The organism is Mycolicibacterium sp. SMGY-1XX (assembly GCF_059132455.1).
In genome coordinates this window covers 368,839-390,596 of the sequence record NZ_CP101139.1, presented here as the reverse complement: position 1 = coordinate 390,596, position 21,758 = coordinate 368,839, and the positions used below count along the sequence as shown (strand labels likewise).

The window sequence follows — 21,758 nt, the reverse complement described above, 5'->3', positions numbered from 1 at the left end:
TCGGGAATCATTTTCAGTTGGGCGGTGTTCACGCTACAGTGCGACAGACAGCTTGTCGAAAATGATTCCCAACAACAGTGGAGGTGTGCGCAAGTGTCCGCGCAGTGCCAGGTGACCGGGCGTACGCCGGGATTCGGCAACACCGTCTCGCATTCCCACCGGCGTTCCAGGCGCCGCTGGTCACCCAACATCCAGCTCAAGACCTATTACCTGCCGTCGGAGCACCGTCGTATCCGGCTGCGGGTCAGCACCAAAGGCATGAAAGTGATCGACCGCGACGGCATCGAAGCGGTGGTGGCGCGGCTGCGCCGGGAAGGACAGAAGATCTGATGGCATCCAAGAGCACCGATATCCGCCCCATCGTCAAGTTGCGTTCGACCGCGGGGACCGGGTTCACCTACGTCACCCGCAAGAACCGGCGCAACGATCCTGACCGTCTGGTGCTGCGCAAGTACGACCCCGTGGTTCGACGGCACGTCGACTTCCGCGAGGAGCGCTGAGGTGGCCAAGCGGTCCAACGTCGTCAAGAACGACAAGCGTCGGGAAGTCGTCGCCCGCTACGCCGAACGCCGCGCGGAGCTGAAGCGGATCATCAAGTCGCCGGGCACGTCTGCTGAGCAGCGAACTGCCGCCCAAGCCGAGCTGGCGCGACAGCCGCGTGACGCCAGCGCGGTTCGCGTTCGCAACCGGGATTCGGTGGACGGCCGCCCTCGCGGGCATCTCCGCAAGTTCGGCCTGTCCAGAGTGCGAGTTCGCGAACTCGCGCATCGCGGAGAGCTTCCCGGCGTCCGGAAGTCGAGTTGGTGATGGCCCGCCCCCAGAAGCGCCGCGCGGTCACCGACGCCAAGAAGCCGAAGCGCAACCTCCTCAAGGGCATGGGCCTGGATCACGTCGACTACAAGGACACCAACACGCTCCGGGTGTTCATCTCGGAGAAGGGAAAGATCCGCTCCCGCAACGTCACCGGGCTGACGGTGCAGCAGCAGCGCCAGGTAGCCACCGCGATCAAGAACGCGCGCGAGATGGCGCTGCTGCCGTACCCCGGGCAGGACCGCTAACTGAGCTTGTCGCGCACGCCTTCTTCGACCTTCTTTCCGAGGTCGGGGTCGACATTGCGCCAGTATTCGAAGACGCGGGACAGCACCGGTTCCTTCACACCTTTGGAGACGTGTCCGATGATGTTGTGCGCCAGTCGTTCCCGCTGGCCGTCGTCGAGCACTTCGCGCACCAGCGTGCCGGCCTGACTCCAGTCGTCGTCCTCGGCGCGCAATGTGTACGCAGTGCGCACCATGTCACCGTCGGAAGCCCAGTGCACCTCGGCGGCGCGTTTGGCGTCAGCGACGGGACCGCCCACCGAATTCGGCGCGTACACCGGATCGGTGACTTTGCGGATCCGCATCGCCCCGTCCTTGCTGTAGCTGTGCACCTCGACGTGCGGTTCGTTGACGGGAATCTGCTTGTAGTTGACCCCCAGTCGGGCGCGGTGGGCATCTGCGTAGGAGAATCCCCGAGCCAGCAGCATCTTGTCCGGGCTCAGGCCGGTGCCCGGGACGACGTTGTTGGGTTCGAACGCCGCCTGCTCGATCTCGGCGTGGTAGTCGGTGACGTTGCGGTTGAGCACCAACTTGCCGACGTCGATCAGCGGGTAGTCGCCGTGGGGCCACACCTTGGTGAGGTCAAAGGGGTTGTAGCGATAGGTTTTTGCTTCCTCGAACGGCATGATCTGCACTTTGAGCGTCCAGCTGGGGAAGTTGCCGCTCTCGATCGAGTCGTAGAGGTCGCGCTGGTGGTAGTCGCCGTCCTCGCCGGCCAGCTGGTCGCCTTCTTCCTGAGTCAGGAAGTCGACGCCCTGGTCGGTCTTGAAGTGATACTTCACCCAGAACAATTCACCCTCGGCGTTGAGCCAGCTGTAGGTGTGGCTGGAGTAGCCGTTCATGTGTCGCCACGTCTTCGGGATGCCGCGGTCGCCCATCAGCCAGGTGACCTGGTGCGCCGATTCGGGGACCAGGGTCCAGAAATCCCACTGCATGTGGTGGTCGCGCAGGTTGGTGGCCTGCATCCGCTTCTGGCTGCGGATGAAGTTCTGGAACTTCATCGGATCCCGCAGGAAGAACACCGGGGTGTTGTTGCCCACCATGTCGAAGTTGCCTTCGGTGGTGTAGAACTTCAGCGCGAATCCGCGGGGGTCGCGCCAGGTGTCTGGGCTGCCGCGTTCACCGGCCACCGTCGAGAACCGGATCAGGGTATCGGTCTTGGCGCCCGGCTGCAGGAACGCCGCGCGGGTGTACTTGCTGACGTCATTGGTGACTTCGAAATAGCCGAATGCCCCACCGCCTTTGGCGTGCGGCTGCCGCTCCGGGATGCGTTCGCGGTTGAAGTTCGCCATCTGCTCGATCAGGTAGTGATCCTGCAGGAGCAGTGGGCCGTCGGGTCCGACGGACAGTGAGTGCTCCACGCTCGGTACCGGAGCACCACCGTCGGTCGTCGCAAATTTCTCGGTCATGGGCGCTACGCATCTCCTCCCTGGGCTTTTGCGGTTGCCTGTACCCACACGTGGGCACCGGCGAAACAGCTCGGTCAGGGCCGCGCCGGCGGTGCGGGTGGTGTGGGCTGCTGCTGCACCGGTCCGGTGTTGCCCGGTCCGGGAACGGATCCGTCGGGGCCCTGCCGGAACATGGGCGGCCCCGCCTGGCCTTCGCGGAACATCATCTCGTGGTGATGGCGTGGGCCTTGGCCACCGGGCCCGAAGCCGCGCTCGCCTCCGCCGGACTGCTTACCGAGGACGAATCCGGAGAAGAAAATGACGGCGATGACGAACACGGTGCCCGCGACGATGCCCACCCACGCCGCCGCTTGGACCGCCCGGCTGGGCCGACGATCCCGCGTGACGGCGACATCAGCCGGTCGATCGACGGTCGCCACCGGGGTGACAGGTTGGGTGCTGGGCTCTGGATTTTCACTCATGCGGCGATGATCCACCCGCTGACCACAGCGTTGTTTAGGACCGAGCTATGTAGTTGCTGTGAGCAGGTCGGCTCACCTCACAGGTGAAATTGGTTTTGAGCGCCCGCCCGAGGAGGTACCCACCCGGCAGGTTCACAACGAGCCCGGTTTCGACCGTCACAGCTGAAGGAGAACATCATGGGCGCCGACGACAAGGCCAGCAACAAGATCGACAACCTCGGCGGAAAAGCCAAGGAAGGCCTCGGCAAGGTGACCGGCGACAAGAGCACCGAGAACGAAGGCAAGCTCGATCAAGCCAAGTCCAACATCAAGGATGCGGGCGAAAAGATCAAGGACGCCTTCAAGAACTGATCGACATCTCGCAAGCGGCCATCGCGATTCACGCGGTGGCCGCTTTCGCGTCTGGACCCACCGGGATTAGGTTGCCTCACAGTGGCTACCCCGACATCGGGCCCCGCTGCTCTATCGACGCACAATCCGAGGGCAGGCCCAGCGAAGCCCCGCAGAGTCAGGTGTTCAGACCACGAGCACCCGTGCGCTGCGGGGCTTCGTCTTGTCAACGCAGCGGGTTGACCACGAACTGAATGACCCGGTACGGGGCACGCTCGCGGGATTCGGTGTTCCATTGGCTGACGAACACCCGCACCTCATCCAAGGTGGAACCGGGTGCGATGTACCCGCCGTAGGGCTGGGCGAGCTGGTTGACTTCCGGTGGCGGCAGGCTCTCGGCGGGTTCCGGCCACGCGTACGCCCGTACCACGGTGGTCACGGGCGCGCTGCCGAGACCAGTGGGGTCGTTGGCGACTCTGACTTCCATGTTGCCGGTGCTGGCATTGAAGTAGGAGAGCACCGCCTTACCGTCCAGCTGGCGCACACTCATCTCGCCGATCCGGTCCAGCCACAACGGGGTCGGCGGTTTCCCCCAGCCCTCGAGGTCGGACCAGCCCTGCCAGGCCGCGCGGTCGGTGAACTGCGCGGGCGGCACCCGATACAGCGTGACGGGCCCGCTGCGGTCGAAGTTGTTGGCGACGATGTACACCCAACCGGAGATCGAGTCGGGCGTCGGGATGGGGTCGTAATAACCGCTGATCTGTGACTGCCCTCCCCCGGCGAACCCCGCATCGCGTTCCGAACCGGGGATGGTCACCCATCGATCCTGGGACGCTTCGGCTTTCACCAAGCGGGACGTCTGCGGGCGCAAGCTGGCGGTGGTGGTGACCATCAGATAGTTCTCGCGGTTGATCGACACCACACCGGCGGGCAACTGGGAGGAGCCGGGCGGTGTCGGGTCGGCCAGCAGGGGTGAATGAACACCGCTGACCCCGGTGTAGCGCACGCCGTCGGGTGCGTTCAACGACGCCCGGTCGACGTGCAGCGCCACTGGTGAGTACCAGCCGCCGAACCCCACTCCCTGGCCGGCGAAGCTGTCGCCGCACACCTGCAGCAGTTCGGTGTTGAACTCCATGAACTCACACAGATCGGTGGCGCCGATACCGTAATCCCGGGTGCCGGTGCCGGTGCCTGCGATCGGTCCGACGCGGATCACCTGCCCCGGCTGCAGCGGCGGCAGACCGGTCTCCGGCGTGGCGTGCGCGGTGGGGCCCACCATGAGCGGCAGCGGGAGCAGGATCGCGCCCACCGCCCGGAAATCCACGCCGTCACTCTAGTGGCGGTGGGGCCGACTACTCACCCCGACGAAGACCTTCCGGGTCGGTGTCACGGTGATCCAGGTGCCACGGAACCCTTCCGGGACCACGAAAGCGTCTCCGTCTCGGAAGTCGCGTCGCCCGCCGGCGTCGTCCTCGATCGCGACGTGCCCGGACAGGATGACGCACACCTCGGTGTAGGGCCAGCTGTCGAACGACACCCGGCCCGGCTCACCCTGCCAGAGTCCGCCCAGGGAGCCGTTGGCCAGCTCGAACGCCCGGAACTCCTCTTCCGTCCAACCTGGGCTGGCGCTGGAGTACGACTCCGGATCGGGCACCACGCGGACACCGGCCGTGCCGATGGTGGTGACTGCGGCGATGCTCATGCGCGCTCCTTGGCGGCGAACCGGTCCAGGACATTGCGGACGATGCGGTCCACCTGCGGATCTCCCACCTCCAACGCGTGCGACCATTCGGTGCTTCCGCCGTTGAAGACCTCGCCGGCGCCTCGGGTGAACGCGGCGATCATGCCTGCGCCGCGCATCTGACCTTCGTGGACGTAGTCCGGCAGATCGTCGCCGAGTTCGGCGTTGTAGTCGTACACCTCGGCTTCCGGACCGCCGAGGGGGTAGCGGCCGCCGAACCGGTCCTCCTCGCCGCGCACCGCCGGGCACAGCGCCAGGATCTCCAGCGTTTCCGGGGCACCGTCCTCGAACGTCGGATAGGGCAGTCCGCGGCGAAAGGTGTACTCCACCGAGTCGACCTCGAATGCGGCCAGAAACGCCGGGGGTCCGCCGAGCAGGTCGCCGTAGTAGACGTCGGTACCCGCGAAGCTCCAGTGCTCCGGCCGGTACACCGTGAACCCGCCGGCCGAGCGTGGTGTCGCCACCCCGTAGCGGTTGTAGATGCCGCCCAGGCCGTTGAGGCCGATGGTGGTGGCACCGGGGCGGCCCACCGATTTCGCTTCCCACACGGTGGTCGCCAGATGTGGCGTGGCGGCGGCTTCGGGATCCAATGACGGCAGGCGGTAGCAGTACTGCGTCGCGAGGTCCTCGCTGAGCCGCACCTGCCACTGGTAGTTGCCACCGAGCCTGGCGAAACCGCCACCGCTGTCGACGAATTGGTCGATGGTGTCGCGCATCTTCCAGGTCCAGTACTCATCGTGTCCCACCGTCAGCACACACGAGTAACCGTCGAGTCCGTCCGCCCCTTCGTGCAGGTCGAACTGTGTCAGATAGTCCAGCTGGTAACCCGCAGCCTCGGCCCATATCGCGAACGGACGTTCGTAGGTGGCCCATCCGGCGTCGGAATGGTGGCGGCTGTAGCCGTGCAGCCGCGCCCACTCGTAACTGTCGTAGCGTGGCGCCCACCCGATCGGCGGAGTGTAGGGGTGGTACTCGCGGGGAGCGCCAACCGGCTTGCGCACCATCCCGCGGGCGATCGGACGATGAACTGAGACCACCGGAGTACCGGCGTCACTGCGCGGGTCGTTCCCCAGCCCGCGGTAGTGGTTGGCCCCGCCCCAGTCGTTGTAGGCCAGCATCGTGCTGGTGGTGAGCACCAGGGCGATCCGTCCCCGTTGCGCCGCAGCTGCTTTCACGACGAAGAAGTGCTCACGCTCCCACAGCATGCCGTCGGTCCGCCGGTTGCGGACGGTCACCAGGTAGAACCCGGACCGCAGGTCCTCGGGAATCACCCAGCGGTGCCCCACGGACCAGCCGCAGCCTGAGGCGTAGGCGTCGTCCGGGGTGTCCTGGGGGTCCGCCGCCAGATCTGAGACGGTGTACACGGTCACCGGATGCGCACCGTCACGGACGATCTCGAGTTCGAAGACATCGGCTGAGCTGTTGAGGTGGAAGGCGACTTCCTCGCCGGGAAAGTAGGACAGTTTGTCGGTGTAGACCCAGGTCTCCGGACCGCCCGAGGTGAAGGGACGCTCCGAAGGCCAGTCCACCGGTGACCACGCGAAGGCGGGTTTCAGATCCGTATCAACAGACACACATTCTCCTGTGTTGCTCACTTGTTCGGTTCATCAACGTTGTTCGGCCAGCCGGGTTTCGAGCCGGGTTCGCGCTTCGTCAAGCGGTTCGAGCAGGAACGCGAGGTGGTCGTCGCGGCCGTGCCGATGGCATACGGCGTCAGGCCAGAAACGGCGGGCCCGCTTCTCGATGTAGTGGGCGGCTCCCTCCACCAACGCGAGCATCGCGCTCACCACCGCTTCGTCGTACCGGCTGTACTCGTCACCCGTCACCAGGTACACCGGCGAAGTATGCGCCACGACTGGACGTTGCCACGTGTCGTTGTGACGCAGGATGTCTGCGCCGACTCCGAAACATCGAGCCGCCACCCATGAGTCCTCGGCGATCTCGAGTGTCAGATGTTCATCCCACCTGTAGACGCCATCGGCCGATTCGAGGCGGTGTGTCACCTCGCCGTTGACGACGATCTCCAGCAACCCGACCGGGAAGATGGACTGCATCTCCACGTGAATGTTTGCAGCACCGTCGATTCGGGTCTGGGTACCCGGAGGGTGTCCATCGACGGTCAGGTACAGCAGCGGACCGCTGCTGGCGAAGGTATCCCCCGAGCGGACCGCATCGCACCAGGCCCAGTAGTCGAACTCCTGCTGCGCCCCCAGACGCGCGTAGGTGCGCATGAGGCCCACGGGTACCTCGCTGGTCATCTTGTCGGTGCCGGCCACCAGCGGAAGCCGGTAGCCCGCATTGAGATACCGGTAGTACTCACCGATGTTGTAGGCGTCGTAGGCGATGGTCTCCACACCGTCGAGCCGTCCCGTCGCGATCAGCGCGGCGGTCTCTCCGTTCGGAACCGGGAAGTGCGCCAAGACCACGGTGCCGCCCTGCGCCCGGCACTCGTCGGCCCAGTGCGACAGGGTGGTTTCCAGTCCCCCACCGAAGTCGGCTTCCTCGGATCCCCCTGTGCACCAGGGCATGATGGGCGCGCGAAGCCCCAGCAGGTTGATGTGACCGAGCATGTTCGTCCGGTTCTCCTGGCCGGCAAACACCACGGTGTGGCCGTCATGGGAGACATGAGGGTGCCCGGTGAAGTCCTCGGTGTTGGTGAACAGATGTCCCCATTGGCTCATCAGGAGGTTGACGACGTCGACGTCTTCGGCACGTGCCTCGAGTTCGGCACCTTGCGTGGACACAAAATGTACGTGGGTGTCACCGCTGTAGTAGCCCCGCTGCCGCGGATCGAACAGCCGCTCCAGGGTCAGCTCGAGCTCGCGCTGCCCGGGTTCGATACGGATCGTCCTACGCTCGGGCCGGTAGTGGAAGCCGTGGGCCACCTCGACCACCAGATCGCCCACCGGCAGCCAGCCCTCGAAAATGCCGTCGACGAAAGCGTAAGTGCGCGAACCGAGCCGGACGTCGCCACCGATGTCGAGGTTCCAGGTGCCACCGTCGGAGTTGATGTGACCGTGGTGGCCATACGGGGCGATCGGCACGCCGTCGGGAGTGTGCATGTGGACCCGGGCGGTGAGGAGCTCACCGGTGCGGGCATCTCTGATGCTGGCCCGCACCCACGCTTTGGCCGCCGGGGCGAGGGTGATCGTCGCTCCGCCTGCCAGCGTGTGGGTTTCGCCGTCCATGAGGTCCTGCCATCGGCACCGGCCGAGCTCGCGGCCGGCATGTCGAAGCGTCACGGTGGCCGACGGTGATGCCGACACGCGCGCATACCCTTCATTACCGAGGTGCGCCGGCTGCCCCCAGGCGGGCGTGGCCACCGCGAGGTCGGGACCCACCCGACGGTAGACGTAGGTCGCGGTTCCCCGGTCCACGGTCAGCGCCACATGTTCGTCGAGCGCATCGGGCACGGTGATCAGCACCTCGCGGGAGACATCCCTGGTGAACGGTTCTTCCTCGAGATCGCTGCAGGTGATCGCTCCGACGAGAAGCGGCCGGCGGGCGCTGATCTCTAATGCCTCGAGTTCCCGCTCAGGGAATGGATTCTGGTATGCCCACAGGTAGTAGCGGTACGGCAGGACGTACGGCACCCGGGATTGTGCGTCCTCGATGTCGACCAACCGTGCTCCGGCTTCGTCGTATCGGCCGCAGATACGGTCCATCAACTGGTGCTCGGCGGCGTTGTGCGCCAGAAACGGTGTTTGTCCCCAGTCCAGCGGCAAGGGCCGCCCCTCCCACAGTCGCGGCGAGGGCCCAATCTCGAACCGTTGCCGCACCGTGTGAGCATGCTGGGATCCGTCGGCGTACCGCCAGGTGTACGTGGCACAGGGCTCACCGACGGGAGCGCCGTCGTAGAGGTCCGTCTCGTGGAGCGCATGGGCCAGGATCAGCCACCGGCACGGCCCCGCGAGCGGTACCGACACCCGTTCACCGGAGGCCACCAGCACCACGGACTCGGCCGGGTCACCGAACTGGAAAGGCAAGCCGTACAACGTCTGTGGCCCGAGCGTCACACTGCCGGGGTCGTCGAAGATGGTCGCGTCCCGGTTCCGCAGACCGCGCAGGTCGATCGGGTGGTAACCCGTCACCCGGCCACATCCGCGTCGATCCTGCCCAGCTCCCGGTACACCGCGGGCTGACTCTTGCGAAGTACGGCGGCGCGCGCGGCGCCGGCGATCATGGCGCCGGCGGCCAGCACAATCAGAATGGTGTTGACCAACGGCCCACCGGCGGTGAGGAAGTCGAAGTTCTGGAAGACCAGGACCACCACCACCGCGAGCGCGAGAAATGACAGCAACGGGGCCACCGTGGTGCGCCATATGCCGGCGTCGGCGGCGTGGCGGCGCAGGTACCGCATGACCGCGAGCGAGCACAGTGCCCACAGGATGATGATGCCGAGGAAACCCAGCGCGCTGCCCCACAACAGCAGACCCAGGTAGGGGTCCAGACCGAAGGCGGCGAAGACGACGATGACGACAAGCGCCAGCGCCGACTGTGCCAGACCGGCGATGTACGGCGAATGGGTGTGCTCCTGGGTGCGCCCGAAAGCTCGTGGCAGCAGTCCTTCTCGACCCAGCGCGTAGGCGTAGCGGTTGGAGGCGTTGTGCAGTGCCAGCAGCGCGGCGAATGCGCTGAGCAACAGCAGCACCTCGGTGACATCGAGCAGCCAGGGCGCCGTGAAGTCGCCGATCACCACCAGGACGAGGCCGGCGGGGTCGGACTCTGCGGCCTCGGCGATCGCGCTGGCACCGTAGGCGGTGACGATCGCGTAGGTGACAATGGCGTAGAACACTCCGATGAAGCCGACCGCCACGTAGGTGGCGCGGCGGACGGTCGCTGCGCCACCTTTGACCTCCTCCGAGTAGATGGCCGTGCACTCGAATCCCATGAACGCACCGAAGATCAGGGCGAACATCGCGCTGTTCTGCGTGGAGAGCACCGTTGACGGTTCGAACGGTTCAGCGCTGAACCCCTCGGGTCCGCCGGCGATGAACACGGCCGCCACCATGACGACCAGGACTGCCAGTTCGGCGATGAGCACGACGGCAAGCACTTTCGCGCTCGCGGTGATGCCTCGGAATCCCAGGAATCCCACGACTGCCAGGGCCACACCGGCGTAGACCCACCAGGGCAACGAGACGCCGAAGAATCGCTGCGCCGTACTGCCGGCGTAGTACCCGATGGCGCCGTAGGTCGAGACCTGCAGTGCGTTGTAGGCGACGACCGCCAACCCGGCGGCCGCCGCACCGGTCACGGGCCCGAGGCCCTGGGTGATGATCGCGTAGAACGCACCGGTGTTGCGCACATAGCGGGTCATGGTGCAGAACCCGACCGCGAAGAGCGCCATCACCGCGGCCGCCACCAGATATCCGCCCGGGACCGCCGCCCCGCCCTTGAGGAAGTGCAGTGGCGCGACCGCTGCCACCAAGGTCAGTGGCGCCAATGTCGCCAGCACCGTGAACACCAACTCCGGAAGGCTCAGCGCATTCTGCGCCAGGCGGTTGGCGGTGGGTTGGCTCATGGCGTCCCTCTTCCGATGACAGCGGGCCCGATGGCCGGCCCGCGTGAATCTTGCCTTTTAGGCATGAACTCTTGCATGACGGTAATATTGCACCAATCGTCGGTCAAGCGCAGCGCAAGATTTCCGAACTGAAGCCGCACTGGTCGATGATCTAGGTATGGCGCTGTACTGCACTGGGAGGACTGCGTGAGACCGATACACCCGACCGCCTCCGGCGACCCGGTGCGCATCGGCGCTCGATTGCGCGCCGCCCGCAAGTCGCAGGGACTGACGATCGAACAGCTCGCCACTGCATCCGGCCTCAGTGGCGGATTCCTGTCCCGGGTCGAGCGCGACGAGACCTCACCGAGCGTCACCACTCTGGTGAGTCTGTGTCAGGTGCTGTCTCTCGACGTCGGGTCGCTGTTCAAGAGCTCGGAAACCGGGGTCATTCCCCTGGCCGCCGCCCCGTCGATCCGGATGGGTGGCCAGGGCGCGGTCGAGCGGCTGCTCACCCCCCGCGCTCAGGCGAAGGTTCAGGTACTTCGCTCCACCCTGGACCCCGGCGCGAGCGGCGGTGACGAGATGTTCACCGTCAACTGCGATGTCGAGGTGACGCACGTGATGTCCGGCGCGCTCGAAATCCGTTTTCCCACAGAAACACTCACCCTGGCCGAGGGTGACACCCTCACCATGCCCGGCCGCGAGCCCTACACGTGGCGCAACCCGGGACCCGACCCCTGCGAGGTGGTCTGGATCCTGGTGCCCGCCGCGTGGAGCGGCACCATCGCCGACTGAGCTGTGCCCGCCTAGGCGCGACGATTGAGCGACAGTAAAAGGGTTCTGCGGCTTACCATTTCGTGAAGGTTTTTTGTCGGTGGTGGTCGGTATGGTCGGGGCATGTTCCCCCAGTTACCGACGATGATCGATGAGTTGCGAGGTGGCAGTGCTGCCGCCCCGGTCGTCGATGCCGCGGTGGGCTGGGCTCGGGTGGCCGCCGCCGCGGAAGCACAGCGTCTGGCGGCGCTGGCCGAATGGGCAGCGGTGTTCCTGGCCGCCGAGGACGAGGACGCCGGTTTGTGTGCCATCGACGCCGAAGACGATGTGGTGGCCCAGATGGGGATCGCCTTCGGGATCTCGCCGCGCTGGGCGTTCAACGATCTACAAGTCGGCGCGGCGATGCGGGAACGCTTCCCCCAACTCGCCGCCCTGTTCCATCGCGGGGAGATCTCCGCGCGGGTGATGGCCACCGTGGTGGAACGCACGTTGCTGGTGGTCGACGAGGAGGCTCTGGCCGCCATCGATTCCGCGTGTGTCGAAGCCGCCACCACGTGCGGGTGGAGTGGGCTGTCGTACTACAAGTTGAAGAACGCCGTCGATGTGTGGGTCGAACGCTTCGACCCGGATGCGGTGCGGCGGGTGCGTAACACCGTGCGCGGGCGTGGGGTCACGGTGGAGCACACCGATGATAAGGCCGGCATCACCACCCTCACGTTGCGGTTGACCAAACCCGGCGGCGCCCTGCTGATGGGCAGACTGCGCACCATGGCCAAAGCGGTGTGCCCCAATGATCCCCGCACGCTGGATCAGCGGCTCGCCGATGCCGCTGAAGCTTTGGGCGCTGATGCCGATCACCTGAAATGCCTGTGCGGCTCTGAGATCTGCCCCGCGGCCGCCGACGACGGGGTGGCCTCGCGGTTCGTGGTGCACATCTACGCCGACGCCCCTGCGCTGGACGGTGACCCCGATCCGCTGATCCACGGAGACGGGGTGTTCCCCGTCGGGCCTACGAACGTCACCATCACATACCCCACCAAGGACACCAAGCCTGCGGCTGCGGAAGTCCACCAGTCCGAGGACGCAGCCGAGCCCAGCGCCGACGACGATCCCGCGACACCGCACAGGCAACCGGCGCAGTCCGAGGCGGACCAGGAGCCGCGGTCGTCGGCTCCGCCGCGGCACTGCCCGGCTCCTGCCGACCAAGAAGCCGAGCTGCCGGCGGGCGAGGAGTCCGGGTCAGAGCCCGCCACACCAGCTCCCAAGACCGGCACGGCGCCGGGGTTCATCCCCGGCTATGGGGTGGTGCCGAATGCGTTGATCGCGGCCCTGATCACCGCCGGTGCCGAAGTCCGGCACATCAAGACCCCCGCGGTCGACGCGACCGAGAGCTACCGCATCCGTGCCGCGGACCGCGAATTCGTGCAAGCCCGCGACCTGACCTGCCGGGTCCCGGGTTGCGACCGCCCCATCCGCGACGCCGACCTCGACCACACCATCCCCTGGGGTGACAGCGGGCCCACCCATGCCTCCAACCTCAAGGGCCACTGCCGCCATCACCACCTGATCAAAACCTTCCGCGACGGCTGGTCCGAAGTCCAAAAACCCGACGGCACCGTCCTCTTCACCACCCCCACCGGTCACACCTACACCAGCATCCCGCTGAGCCGCATCTTGTTCCCGGGCGTGAACACCAGCTCGGCGCCGGTGCAGCGGGGCAGCCCGAGAAAAGAGGCGGCCGCCGACAAGTCGGTGAAGATGCCGAAACGAAAACGCAGTAAAGCCAAGGACCGCGCCTACCGCATCGCCGCAGAGCGCGCACTCAACGCTGCCCACCGCGCCAGCGGCGGCACCCCCACCCACCGCGCAGCCGCCCCCAAAGACAACTGGGGCTACCGCCTCTTCTTCGAAGACCACACCCAAATCGCCGACCCCAACAACCCGCCGCCCTTCTGAGCAGCGTGAGGGCACTAGAGCTGGGCGGCCAGCAGTTCGGCGATCTGAATGGTGTTGAGTGCGGCACCTTTACGCAGATTGTCGCCGGAGACGAACAAGGCCAGGCCGCGCCCCTCCGGCGCACCGGGGTCCTGGCGGATCCGGCCCACCAGCGACTCATCCACCCCTGCGGCGGCCAGCGGAGTGGGCACCTCCACGAGCTTCACTCCAGGGGCATCAGTCAGCAGTTCGCGAGCGCGCTCGACCGAAAGGGGTTGAGAGAACTCGGCGTTGATGGACAGCGAGTGCCCGGTGAACACCGGCACCCGCACGCAGGTGCCGGACACCAGCAACTCCGGGATACCGAGGATCTTGCGGCTCTCGTTGCGCAGCTTCTGATCCTCGTCGGTCTCACCGGAACCGTCGTCGACCAGCGAGCCGGCCAGCGGAACCACGTTGAAGGCAATGGGCGCAACGTATTTCACCGGTGCGGGGTACTCCAGCGCGCTGCCGTCGTGCACCAGCTGCTCGGCGCCGTCGATCACCGCGCGCGCCTGGGACGCCAGCTCTTCGACACCGGCCAGCCCGCTTCCCGAGACGGCCTGATAGCTCGACACCACCAAGCGGGTCAGCCCGGCTTCGTCGTGCAGCGGCTTGAGCACCGGCATGGCGGCCATGGTGGTGCAGTTGGGGTTGGCGATGATGCCCTTGGGTCGGTTCGCGGCGTCACGAGTGAAGTTCACCTCGGACACCACCAGGGGCACCTCAGGATCCTTGCGCCACGCCGAGGAGTTGTCGACCACCACGGCACCGGCGGCGGCGAAGCGCGGCGCCTGCACCCGCGACATGGTGGCGCCGGCGGAGAACAGCGCGATATCGATGCCCGACGGGTCGGCGGTCTCGGAATCCTCGACCTCGATCTCCTGGCCGCGGAAGCTCAGCTTCTTGCCCGCCGACCGCGCCGAAGCGAAGAACCGCACCGACTCCGCCGGGAAATTGCGCTCCTCGAGCAGCGTGCGCATCACCTGGCCGACCTGTCCGGTCGCGCCCACTACCGCGATATTCACCATCTGATCAACGTCCCGTTCCGCCGTAGACGACAGCCTCTTCATCACTGCCGAGCCCAAACGCCTCGTGCAACGCTGCGACGGCCTTGTCCAATTCCGTGTCCTTCACCAGCACCGAGATGCGGATTTCGGAGGTCGAGATCAGGTCGATGTTGACGCCCACCTCGGCCAGCACCTCGCAGAACTTGGCGGTGACGCCCGGGTGGCTGCGCATCCCGGCGCCGATCAGCGACACCTTGCCGATGTGATCGTCGTACAGCACGCGGGTGAAGCCGATCTCGTCCTGCAGTGACGTCAGCTTCTCCACCGCACCCGGACCGTTGTCGCGGGCGCAGGTGAAGGTGATGTCGGTCTTGCCGTCTTCGATCTTGGAGATGTTCTGCAGCACCATGTCGATGTTGACGTCGGCATCGGCGACGGCGCGGAACACCTTGGCGGCGTACCCAGGCACGTCGGGAAGCCCGACGACGGTGACCTTGGCCTCGCTGCGGTCGTGGGCAACTCCGGTGAGAATGGCGTCTTCCATGGCGATGTCCTCGATCGATCCTTTGACGATGGTGCCGGGCTTGTCGGAGTACGACGAACGCACGTGAATGGGCAGGTCATAGCGGCGGGCGTACTCGACGCAGCGCAGCATCAGGACCTTGGCGCCGCACGCCGCCATCTCGAGCATCTCCTCGAATGAGACGGTGTCGAGCTTCTGCGCGTTGGAGACGATGCGCGGGTCGGCGGTGTACACGCCGTCGACGTCGGTGTAGATCTCGCAGACATCGGCGTTCAGTGCCGCGGCCACGGCTACGGCCGTGGTGTCCGAGCCGCCACGGCCCAGCGTGGTGACATCCTTGGTGTCCTGGCTGACGCCCTGGAACCCGGCGACGAGCACGATCTGCCCCTCGTCGAGCGCCGAGCGCAACCGGGTGGGGGTGACGTCGATGATCTTGGCGTTGCCGTGGGTGCCGGTGGTGACGACGCCGGCTTGCGAGCCGGTGAACGACCGGGCCTGGGCCCCCAGTGACTCGATGGCCATCGCGACCAGCGCGTTGGAGATCCGCTCACCGGCGGTCAGCAGCATGTCGAGTTCCCGGGCCGGCGGCGCGGGGCACACCTGTTTGGCCAGGTCAAGCAGGTCGTCGGTGGTGTCGCCCATCGCCGAGACGACCACGACGACGTCGTTGCCCGCCTTCTTGGTCTCGACGATGCGCTCGGCGACGCGGCGGATCCGCTCGGCGTCCGACACCGAGGATCCGCCGTATTTCTGCACGACGAGCGCCACTATCTGCCCTTTCCGGGTCGAATTTGATCCCACCAAGGATAAGGGAGGCGAGCACGTGGTTTTTCCCTCGCTAAGTTGGTGCGGTGCCGCAACCTCCTGACGACCGGTCGGCGTCCACCTCGGTGCCCATCCATCCCGACATCGCCGCCCGGTGGAGCCCCCGCGCCTTCGATGCCGACGCCGTGCTGGCCGAAGGTGATCTGGTGGCACTGCTGGAAGCCGCGCGGTGGGCCGCCACCTGGGGAGGGCGCCAGCCGTTGCGCTTCGTCGTGGGTCGGCGCGGGCAGACGTCGTTCACCTCGCTGGCCGAGCTGCTGCGCCGCGGCAACAGTTACGCCAAAGCCGCCAGCGCGCTGATCCTGGTGTGCGCCGACGAGGGCGAAGACGAACGCACCGCGCTGTATTCGGGCGTGGACGCGGGTGCGGCGATGGCGAACCTGTCCGTCGAGGCGGTCTCGCGCGGGCTGGTCGCCCACCCGATGGCGGGGTTCGACGTCGACGGCGCCCGGAACACCTTCGACCTGCCCGAGGGCCTTCGACCGCTGGCGATCGTCGCCGTCGGGCGGCTGGCTGACTATGCGGGCGTGGCTGACGAGATCGCCGAGCGCGACAGTCGGCCGCGCACCCGGCTGCCGCTGTCGCAGATCGTGCTCAACTGGCCGCTCTGACGCCGGTGTCAACACCCGGGTCCGCGCTGTAACCCGCGATCAGTTGACGCAGGCGTCGGTCAGTTCCGCGGTCTCCTGACTGATCCGGGCGTTGAGGAAGTTCATGTCGGTGACCACATCAGGCGTCGGTGCACCCGGGGTGTGGGCGTCGGCCTCGGCCCGCAGCTGCGGCAGCTTGGTGACGAACTGCGAGGCCAGGTCGGCCATCCGGATCGCGGTCGCGGCCAGGTCGGGATCGCTGATCTGCTGGGCGCGCTGCGCGAGCCCGTCAGCCCACTGCTGGTAGGCCGCGTCATCGGCAACCGTCGGCAGACCAGCGGACTCTCCGGAGTGCTCTTCGATCTTCTGAGCCTGCGCCTGGTTGAACTCCAACAAGTCCACCACCGGACGGCACTCCTCGGAGGTCCGATTGAGCACCGTCTCCGACACCACGATGGCCACCGCGACCACGACGACGGCGGCGATCGCCACCCACCAGCGCCGATTGAGTTTCACCGGCGCCACTGTAGCGGCAGCGTTCAGCGGTACAGCGCCGCTGCGCGCGCGGCAATCTGCTCCACCAAGGTGGTTCCGGTGCAGGACTCCTCCTCGCTGTCGACGTCGACCGCGGGCCGGATGCGCACGTCGCCGGTGTCCACCAGATCGCCGTTGCCGAGGCGACGCCGCAGTTCCGGCCCGACGAACACCAGCGCCGAGCAGGACTCCCGGTCGAGATACACCTCGGCACCACCACTGCGGACCAGATCACGGCCGTCGATGCCGGCGTCGACCACCCGCGGCCGCAGCGACAGTGCCATCGGCACCGCCCCCTCGTCGGTGTTGCGGGCGATGCCGAACTCGCACCGGTAGGGCCCGCTGCCCGGGATGTTCCAGTAGCCGATCTCCTGGTCGGCCAGCGTGGTGAGCACCTCACACGGGTCACGTTCGGCCAGGGGTGTGGTGTAAGCCGCAGCACCGTCTCGCACCGGGAGCGATGAGCCGGCCACCCGCGCGGCGATCAACGACGCCACCCGGCGAACCACGCCGCAGTCGGATTCGGCCACCATCGCGACCCGCAACTGCGGTTGTTCAGGACCGAACAGCGGACTGGCCCCGGGCAATACGGCCAGGTCGAGGGGCACCAGGAACTCACACGCCCCGGCGTAAGCCTCCCGCACCGGCAGCCCCTCGGCGCTGAACACCTCAGGCCCCAGGGGTTGCGCGAGCTCCACGGTGGCACTGATGAAGCGAGGCGCGACGGCACCGGGCACCTTCACGTTGACATCGCACTGATCGAGGCCGAAAAGCGTTCCCACAGAATTGATCTCGCCGACTCTGGCGAGCGCGTCCTGATCGGTCAGGCCGCACACGTCGATGCGGCGCAACGCGCGCAGATACGCCAGCCGGATCCGGTCGTACGAGCTGACGCGCTGCCCGTACGTCGGCACCGCACCATGAAAGAACGTGGCCGGGTCACCGTCGCGGTTCCCCGGGCGGGCGTTGCCATCCACCGGAGCGCCGCAGCCGGTGAGCAGCAGGGCGACCCCGGACAGCGCCACGAGGACACGCCACATCGGCAGATCTTCGCACAATGCCACCTGCTGTCCCGGCGGACGGGTTTTGGGGCTGGCAGTCGAGCGCGCTAAGGTGGACCTCGTGCAGCGGGTGCTCCTTCTCGGACGCCGCGACGGGGTCTGATCCAGACTGGCCTCCCGTCGCGGGTGTTTCGCGATGCGCCGGTCTGATGTGAATCCCAGACGAATCCGGAGCAGACCCCATGACTGAGAACTTCAATCCTGACGCGTACAGCTCGGTACGCACCATCAACACCCCCGCCGGTGGCGCCAACCCCGGCCAGCCCGCCTGGAACACCCAGCAGGCCACATCCATGCCGGTGAACCGGTACCGCAGCTTCGCGGCCGAGGTCGAGAACATCACCCTGCCGGACCGCACCTGGCCGGACAAGGTGATCGACCGCGCTCCGTCGTGGTGTGCGGTGGACCTGCGTGACGGCAACCAGGCGCTGATCGACCCGATGAGCCCGCAGCGCAAGCGCCGGATGTTCGACCTGCTGGTGCGGATGGGCTACAAGGAGATCGAGGTCGGCTTCCCGTCGGCGAGCCAGACCGACTTCGACTTCGTACGCGAGATCATCGAACAGGGCGCGATCCCCGACGACGTCACCATCCAGGTGCTGACGCAGTGCCGGCCCGAACTGATCACCCGCACCTTCGAGGCCTGCCAGGGCGCACCCCGCGCGATCGTGCACTTCTACAACTCGACGTCGATCCTGCAGCGGCGGGTGGTATTCCGCGCCGACCGCGAGGCCGTCAAGAAGATCGCCACCGACGGCGCCCGGATGTGCGTCGACGAGGCCAAGAAGTACCCGGATACACAGTGGCGGTTCGAGTACTCCCCCGAGTCCTACACCGGCACCGAGCTGGAATACGCCGTCGAGGTGTGCAACGCCGTCGCCGAGATCGTGGCCCCCACCCCTGAGGTGCCGCTGATCGTCAACCTGCCGGCCACCGTCGAGATGGCCACCCCGAACGTCTACGCCGATTCCATCGAGTGGATGAACCGGCACCTGACCCCGCGCGACTCCATCATCTTGAGCCTGCACCCCCACAATGACCGCGGCACCGCGGTGGCCGCCGCCGAGCTGGGCTACCAGGCCGGCGCCGACCGTATCGAGGGCTGCCTGTTCGGCAACGGCGAGCGCACCGGCAACGTGTGCCTGGTGACGCTGGGGCTCAACCTGTTCACCCGCGGTGTGGACCCGCAGATCGACTTCTCCAACATCGACGAGATCCGCCGCACCGTCGAGTACTGCAACCAGCTGCCCGTGCACGAGCGTCATCCCTACGGCGGCGACCTGGTGTACACGGCGTTCTCCGGCAGCCACCAGGACGCCATCAACAAGGGCCTGGACGCCATGAAGGTGGCCGCCGACGACGCAGATGCCGATGTCGACGACATCCTGTGGCAGGTGCCGTACCTGCCGATCGATCCCAAGGACGTCGGCCGCACCTACGAGGCCGTCATCCGGGTGAACTCGCAGTCCGGCAAGGGCGGCGTCGCCTACATCATGAAGGCCGACCACGGTCTGGCGCTGCCACGGCGGCTGCAGATCGAGTTCAGTCAGGCCATCCAGAAGATCACCGACGGTGAGGGCGGCGAGGTGTCGCCGAAGGTCATGTGGGACGCCTTCTCCGAGGAGTACCTCAAGCCCATCCGGCCGCTGGAACGGATGCGCCAGAAGGTCGACGCCGCCGAGGTCGACGGCGGCACCGACACCATCACCGCCGTGGTCAAGGTCGACGGCGAGGAACGCGAGATCGTCGGCGCCGGCAACGGCCCGCTGGCCGCGTTCTGTGATGCGTTGGGCGCCATCGGTTTCGACGTCAACGTGCTGGACTACTCCGAACACGCCATGTCCTCCGGCGAGGAAGCCCAGGCCGCGGCCTACGTCGAGGCGTCCATCGGCGGCAAGACCGTCTGGGGTGTCGGGATCGCGACGTCGATCACCACGGCATCACTGCGCGCGGTGGTCTCGGCGGTCAACCGCGCCGCGCGAGACTGAGCTTCCCTTTCGGCCCAAACGTCGGTTTGGGCCCGAAAGTGCGAATGATCTCCGGCAGAACGTCGGTCTCGGCGAACCTCACAGCTGGCGCTTCGATGCGAGTACGTCGACCGCGGTGATGACGGGTGGCGTCCTGAAGAGGTCGGCGTGCGATTCGAGTGCTCGACGCACCTCTCCGTGCAGATGAGCGTCGCGGTCTGACTCGGAATCGAACGTGTCGAAGATGCCGAAAGTCGAGTCCCCGCTTCGGAACGCCGACCACGTTCGGGTTCCGGGTTCGGCCTCGACCAGCTCTCTGGCCGCCAGGAGAAAAGCGGCGACGTCGTCTTCGCGGCCGGCACTGGCGTGCAGGGTCACCAGGAAGCCGACATTCGGCGACGTCATCGAATCACCGCGGTCGGTGGTGCCGCCGGAGCCCCGAGCCGGTTCATGGCATGGATCTGTCGGTCGAACAGCGCCGGTGGAACCAGGCGGCGCAGGACCGATACGCGCTTCGCGGTGGAACCCGCCGTGTACCGCAGCGCCGGCTTGGATGTGCTGGCGGCCGCCACGATCACACGGGCGACGACATCAGGGTCGTCGGCGGTGCGTTGAGTCTCGTCGATCAGCGCCCGCGCCACCACACGCCGTGACGCGTAGTCCGCTGCGGGAACGTCGGCAATGAGCAGGTTCGTGTCGAACGAGGTCTTGGTGTACGCGGGTTCTACGAGAATCGATCGGATCCCGAACTCACGCACTTCGTGGTCGAGGGACGCGGAGTAACCCTCGATCGCATGTTTCGTCGCCGCGTACAACGCCATATACGGCTGCGGAATGGTCCCCAGAATTGAGCTGACGTGGACGACTCGGCCGCTGCCGCGCTCACGCATATGGGGTAGCACTTCGCGGGTCAACCGGATGGGTCCGAAGACGTTGACGTCGAACACCCAGCGGACCTGTTCGTCGGACGACTCCTCGGCAGCACCGAGCAGGCCGATACCGGCGTTGTTGACCAGAACGTCGATGCGGCCGGTCCGTTCGAGCACCGCGGACACTGCCGCGGTGACGGACTCGCCGTCGGTGACGTCCAGTTCGAGCAACTCCACGCCGCTCGGTGGTTCGGTGCCGTGCCGATGACGTGCAGTTCCGAAAACCCGGAAACCTCTGCGGACGAACGACAGAGCCGCGGCGCGTCCGATACCTGATGACACCCCGCTGATCAGTACAACCGGTGGCATGGCTTGTCTCCTCTACGGTAAACCGACCGGTTTACACCGGCCGCTGCGACCGATGGTAGACCAACGACCATGAGATGTAAACCGATCGGTATACTGCTTGCCATGGCAGCGTCAAAGCCCCTCAAGGGAGCATCAGCACCAACGAAACCTGATGCACGCGAACGTATTCTGTCAGCGGCAACCGAGCTCTTCTACCAACAAGGCATCAATGCCACCGGCGTCGAGCGTCTCGCAGAAGTCGCATCCGTATCCAAACGCACCCTGTACAAACACTTCCCGACCAAATCCGCGGTTGTGGAGGGTTACCTTCGTGAGCTCGCCGACGACCTCGACCCGCGCTCGACACCCGAAGCGAATCCGCGCGACCGGCTCCTTGCCATCTTCGACATGGAGGCGGCGGGACGCGTCCGCGGCTGCCCCTTTCACAACGCGGCCGTCGAGGCTGCCGACGAAATGCCCGGCGTGCAGACACTGGTGACGGACTTCAAGCGCAGGTCAATAGTCGCACTGGAGGAAATGGCCTCCGCGGCAGGGGCGCGGCAACCGGATCGACTCGCTCGTCAACTTGCAGTGCTGTTCGAAGGCGCCATGGCGCTGGCCACTTCCTTGAACGATCCGCAGCCGATCCAGGACGCCCGCGAAGCCGCCAGCGAACTCATCGCCATCGCCATCCCGCCGCGCCGCCGCACCCGGACAAAGTGATTGGCATCACATTCCTGCG

At 66.5% G+C, this 21,758-nt stretch carries 23 protein-coding genes; 10 read left to right on the top strand and 13 right to left on the bottom strand.

Going from position 1 to position 21,758, the window contains the following annotated elements; all coding sequences use genetic code 11:
• Positions 1 to 93: 93 nt before the first annotated feature.
• Genes rpmB through rpsR form a run of 4 tightly spaced genes read left to right on the top strand, consistent with a single transcriptional unit; the run spans position 94 to position 1,058 of the window.
• Positions 94 to 330 carry a 50S ribosomal protein L28 gene (rpmB, locus tag NL241_RS01870; protein ID WP_487693858.1) on the top strand — a complete coding sequence of 79 codons (237 nt, stop codon included), beginning with the start codon at positions 94 to 96 and terminating at the stop codon, positions 328 to 330.
• Positions 330 to 500 (top strand): 50S ribosomal protein L33, encoded by a 171-nt coding sequence (gene rpmG / locus NL241_RS01865; RefSeq protein ID WP_487693857.1) that lies wholly within the window; start codon positions 330 to 332, stop codon positions 498 to 500. The genes rpmB and rpmG overlap by 1 nt, the downstream gene beginning before the upstream one ends.
• A gap of 1 nt (position 501) precedes the next feature.
• Positions 502 to 807 carry a 30S ribosomal protein S14 gene (gene rpsN / locus NL241_RS01860; protein WP_487693856.1) on the top strand — a complete coding sequence of 102 codons (306 nt, stop codon included), beginning with the start codon at positions 502 to 504 and terminating at the stop codon, positions 805 to 807.
• Positions 807 to 1,058, top strand: a complete 252-nt coding sequence (gene rpsR / locus NL241_RS01855) for a 30S ribosomal protein S18 (protein WP_494396614.1) — start codon at positions 807 to 809, stop codon at positions 1,056 to 1,058. The genes rpsN and rpsR overlap by 1 nt, the downstream gene beginning before the upstream one ends.
• Here rpsR and NL241_RS01850 read toward each other — a convergent pair.
• A complete protein-coding gene (locus NL241_RS01850; RefSeq protein ID WP_494396613.1) occupies positions 1,055 to 2,503 on the bottom strand; it encodes a catalase in 1,449 nt (482 codons plus the stop codon). The genes rpsR and NL241_RS01850 overlap by 4 nt on opposite strands.
• Positions 2,504 to 2,577: 74 nt before the next feature.
• A complete protein-coding gene (locus NL241_RS01845; protein ID WP_494396612.1) occupies positions 2,578 to 2,964 on the bottom strand; it encodes a hypothetical protein in 387 nt (128 codons plus the stop codon).
• Positions 2,965 to 3,141: 177 nt separating this feature from the next.
• Here NL241_RS01845 and NL241_RS01840 point away from each other — a divergent pair, with 177 nt between their 5' ends.
• Positions 3,142 to 3,315, top strand: coding sequence for a CsbD family protein (locus NL241_RS01840; protein ID WP_487693852.1), 174 nt, complete (start codon positions 3,142 to 3,144; stop codon positions 3,313 to 3,315).
• Positions 3,316 to 3,520: 205 nt separating this feature from the next.
• Here the strand turns inward: NL241_RS01840 and NL241_RS01835 are convergent, their stop codons facing one another.
• The 5 genes from NL241_RS01835 to NL241_RS01815 are packed head-to-tail and all read right to left on the bottom strand — an operon-like array spanning position 3,521 to position 10,559.
• A complete protein-coding gene (locus tag NL241_RS01835) occupies positions 3,521 to 4,573 on the bottom strand; it encodes a DUF4185 domain-containing protein (RefSeq protein ID WP_494398223.1) in 1,053 nt (350 codons plus the stop codon).
• A 54-nt stretch (positions 4,574 to 4,627) separates the two neighbouring features.
• Positions 4,628 to 4,996 (bottom strand): cupin domain-containing protein, encoded by a 369-nt coding sequence (locus NL241_RS01830; protein ID WP_494396611.1) that lies wholly within the window; start codon positions 4,994 to 4,996, stop codon positions 4,628 to 4,630.
• Positions 4,993 to 6,609, bottom strand: a complete 1,617-nt coding sequence (locus NL241_RS01825) for a N,N-dimethylformamidase beta subunit family domain-containing protein (protein ID WP_494396610.1) — start codon at positions 6,607 to 6,609, stop codon at positions 4,993 to 4,995. Before NL241_RS01825 ends, NL241_RS01830 begins: the two co-directional genes overlap by 4 nt.
• Positions 6,610 to 6,642: 33 nt before the next feature.
• A complete protein-coding gene (locus tag NL241_RS01820; RefSeq protein WP_494396609.1) occupies positions 6,643 to 9,126 on the bottom strand; it encodes a CehA/McbA family metallohydrolase in 2,484 nt (827 codons plus the stop codon).
• Positions 9,123 to 10,559: an APC family permease gene (locus tag NL241_RS01815; RefSeq protein WP_487693846.1), complete on the bottom strand. Its 1,437-nt coding sequence runs from the start codon at positions 10,557 to 10,559 to the stop codon at positions 9,123 to 9,125. The genes NL241_RS01820 and NL241_RS01815 overlap by 4 nt, the downstream gene beginning before the upstream one ends.
• Before the next feature lie 186 nt (positions 10,560 to 10,745).
• On the opposite strand from NL241_RS01815, the gene NL241_RS01810 reads away from it, so the two are divergent.
• Positions 10,746 to 11,336 carry a helix-turn-helix domain-containing protein gene (locus tag NL241_RS01810; protein WP_494396608.1) on the top strand — a complete coding sequence of 197 codons (591 nt, stop codon included), beginning with the start codon at positions 10,746 to 10,748 and terminating at the stop codon, positions 11,334 to 11,336.
• 102 nt (positions 11,337 to 11,438) lie between these two features.
• On the top strand, positions 11,439 to 13,271 hold the full coding sequence (locus tag NL241_RS01805; protein ID WP_494396607.1) for an HNH endonuclease signature motif containing protein: 1,833 nt from the start codon (positions 11,439 to 11,441) through the stop codon (positions 13,269 to 13,271).
• 14 nt (positions 13,272 to 13,285) lie between these two features.
• Here NL241_RS01805 and NL241_RS01800 read toward each other — a convergent pair whose 3' ends face one another.
• Complete coding sequence (locus NL241_RS01800) at positions 13,286 to 14,320, bottom strand: aspartate-semialdehyde dehydrogenase (protein ID WP_494396606.1); 1,035 nt, start codon at positions 14,318 to 14,320, stop codon at positions 13,286 to 13,288.
• A 4-nt stretch (positions 14,321 to 14,324) separates the two neighbouring features.
• Complete coding sequence (locus NL241_RS01795) at positions 14,325 to 15,590, bottom strand: aspartate kinase (protein ID WP_494396605.1); 1,266 nt, start codon at positions 15,588 to 15,590, stop codon at positions 14,325 to 14,327.
• Between the two features lie 83 nt (positions 15,591 to 15,673).
• On the opposite strand from NL241_RS01795, the gene NL241_RS01790 reads away from it, so the two are divergent.
• Positions 15,674 to 16,258 (top strand): nitroreductase family protein, encoded by a 585-nt coding sequence (locus NL241_RS01790; protein ID WP_494396604.1) that lies wholly within the window; start codon positions 15,674 to 15,676, stop codon positions 16,256 to 16,258.
• Positions 16,259 to 16,297: 39 nt separating this feature from the next.
• On the opposite strand, the gene NL241_RS01785 is transcribed toward NL241_RS01790, so the two are convergent.
• Together NL241_RS01785 and NL241_RS01780 are read right to left on the bottom strand one after the other, a co-directional pair.
• Positions 16,298 to 16,753, bottom strand: coding sequence for a hypothetical protein (locus tag NL241_RS01785; RefSeq protein WP_487693840.1), 456 nt, complete (start codon positions 16,751 to 16,753; stop codon positions 16,298 to 16,300).
• Positions 16,754 to 16,776: 23 nt separating this feature from the next.
• On the bottom strand, positions 16,777 to 17,811 hold the full coding sequence (locus NL241_RS01780; RefSeq protein ID WP_487693838.1) for a hypothetical protein: 1,035 nt from the start codon (positions 17,809 to 17,811) through the stop codon (positions 16,777 to 16,779).
• 203 nt (positions 17,812 to 18,014) lie between these two features.
• Between NL241_RS01780 and leuA the strand changes: the two genes are divergently transcribed.
• A complete protein-coding gene (leuA, locus tag NL241_RS01775; RefSeq protein ID WP_487693837.1) occupies positions 18,015 to 19,820 on the top strand; it encodes a 2-isopropylmalate synthase in 1,806 nt (601 codons plus the stop codon).
• Between the two features lie 78 nt (positions 19,821 to 19,898).
• Here the strand turns inward: leuA and NL241_RS01770 are convergent, their stop codons facing one another.
• Positions 19,899 to 20,204 carry an antibiotic biosynthesis monooxygenase gene (locus NL241_RS01770; protein ID WP_487693836.1) on the bottom strand — a complete coding sequence of 102 codons (306 nt, stop codon included), beginning with the start codon at positions 20,202 to 20,204 and terminating at the stop codon, positions 19,899 to 19,901.
• The gene (locus NL241_RS01765) at positions 20,201 to 21,037 is read right to left on the bottom strand and encodes an oxidoreductase (protein WP_494396603.1); all 837 of its coding nucleotides are present in this window, start codon (positions 21,035 to 21,037) and stop codon (positions 20,201 to 20,203) included. The genes NL241_RS01770 and NL241_RS01765 overlap by 4 nt, the downstream gene beginning before the upstream one ends.
• A 102-nt stretch (positions 21,038 to 21,139) precedes the next feature.
• Between NL241_RS01765 and NL241_RS01760 the strand changes: the two genes are divergently transcribed.
• The gene (locus NL241_RS01760; RefSeq protein WP_494396602.1) at positions 21,140 to 21,739 is read left to right on the top strand and encodes a TetR/AcrR family transcriptional regulator; all 600 of its coding nucleotides are present in this window, start codon (positions 21,140 to 21,142) and stop codon (positions 21,737 to 21,739) included.
• Positions 21,740 to 21,758 lie beyond the last annotated feature (19 nt).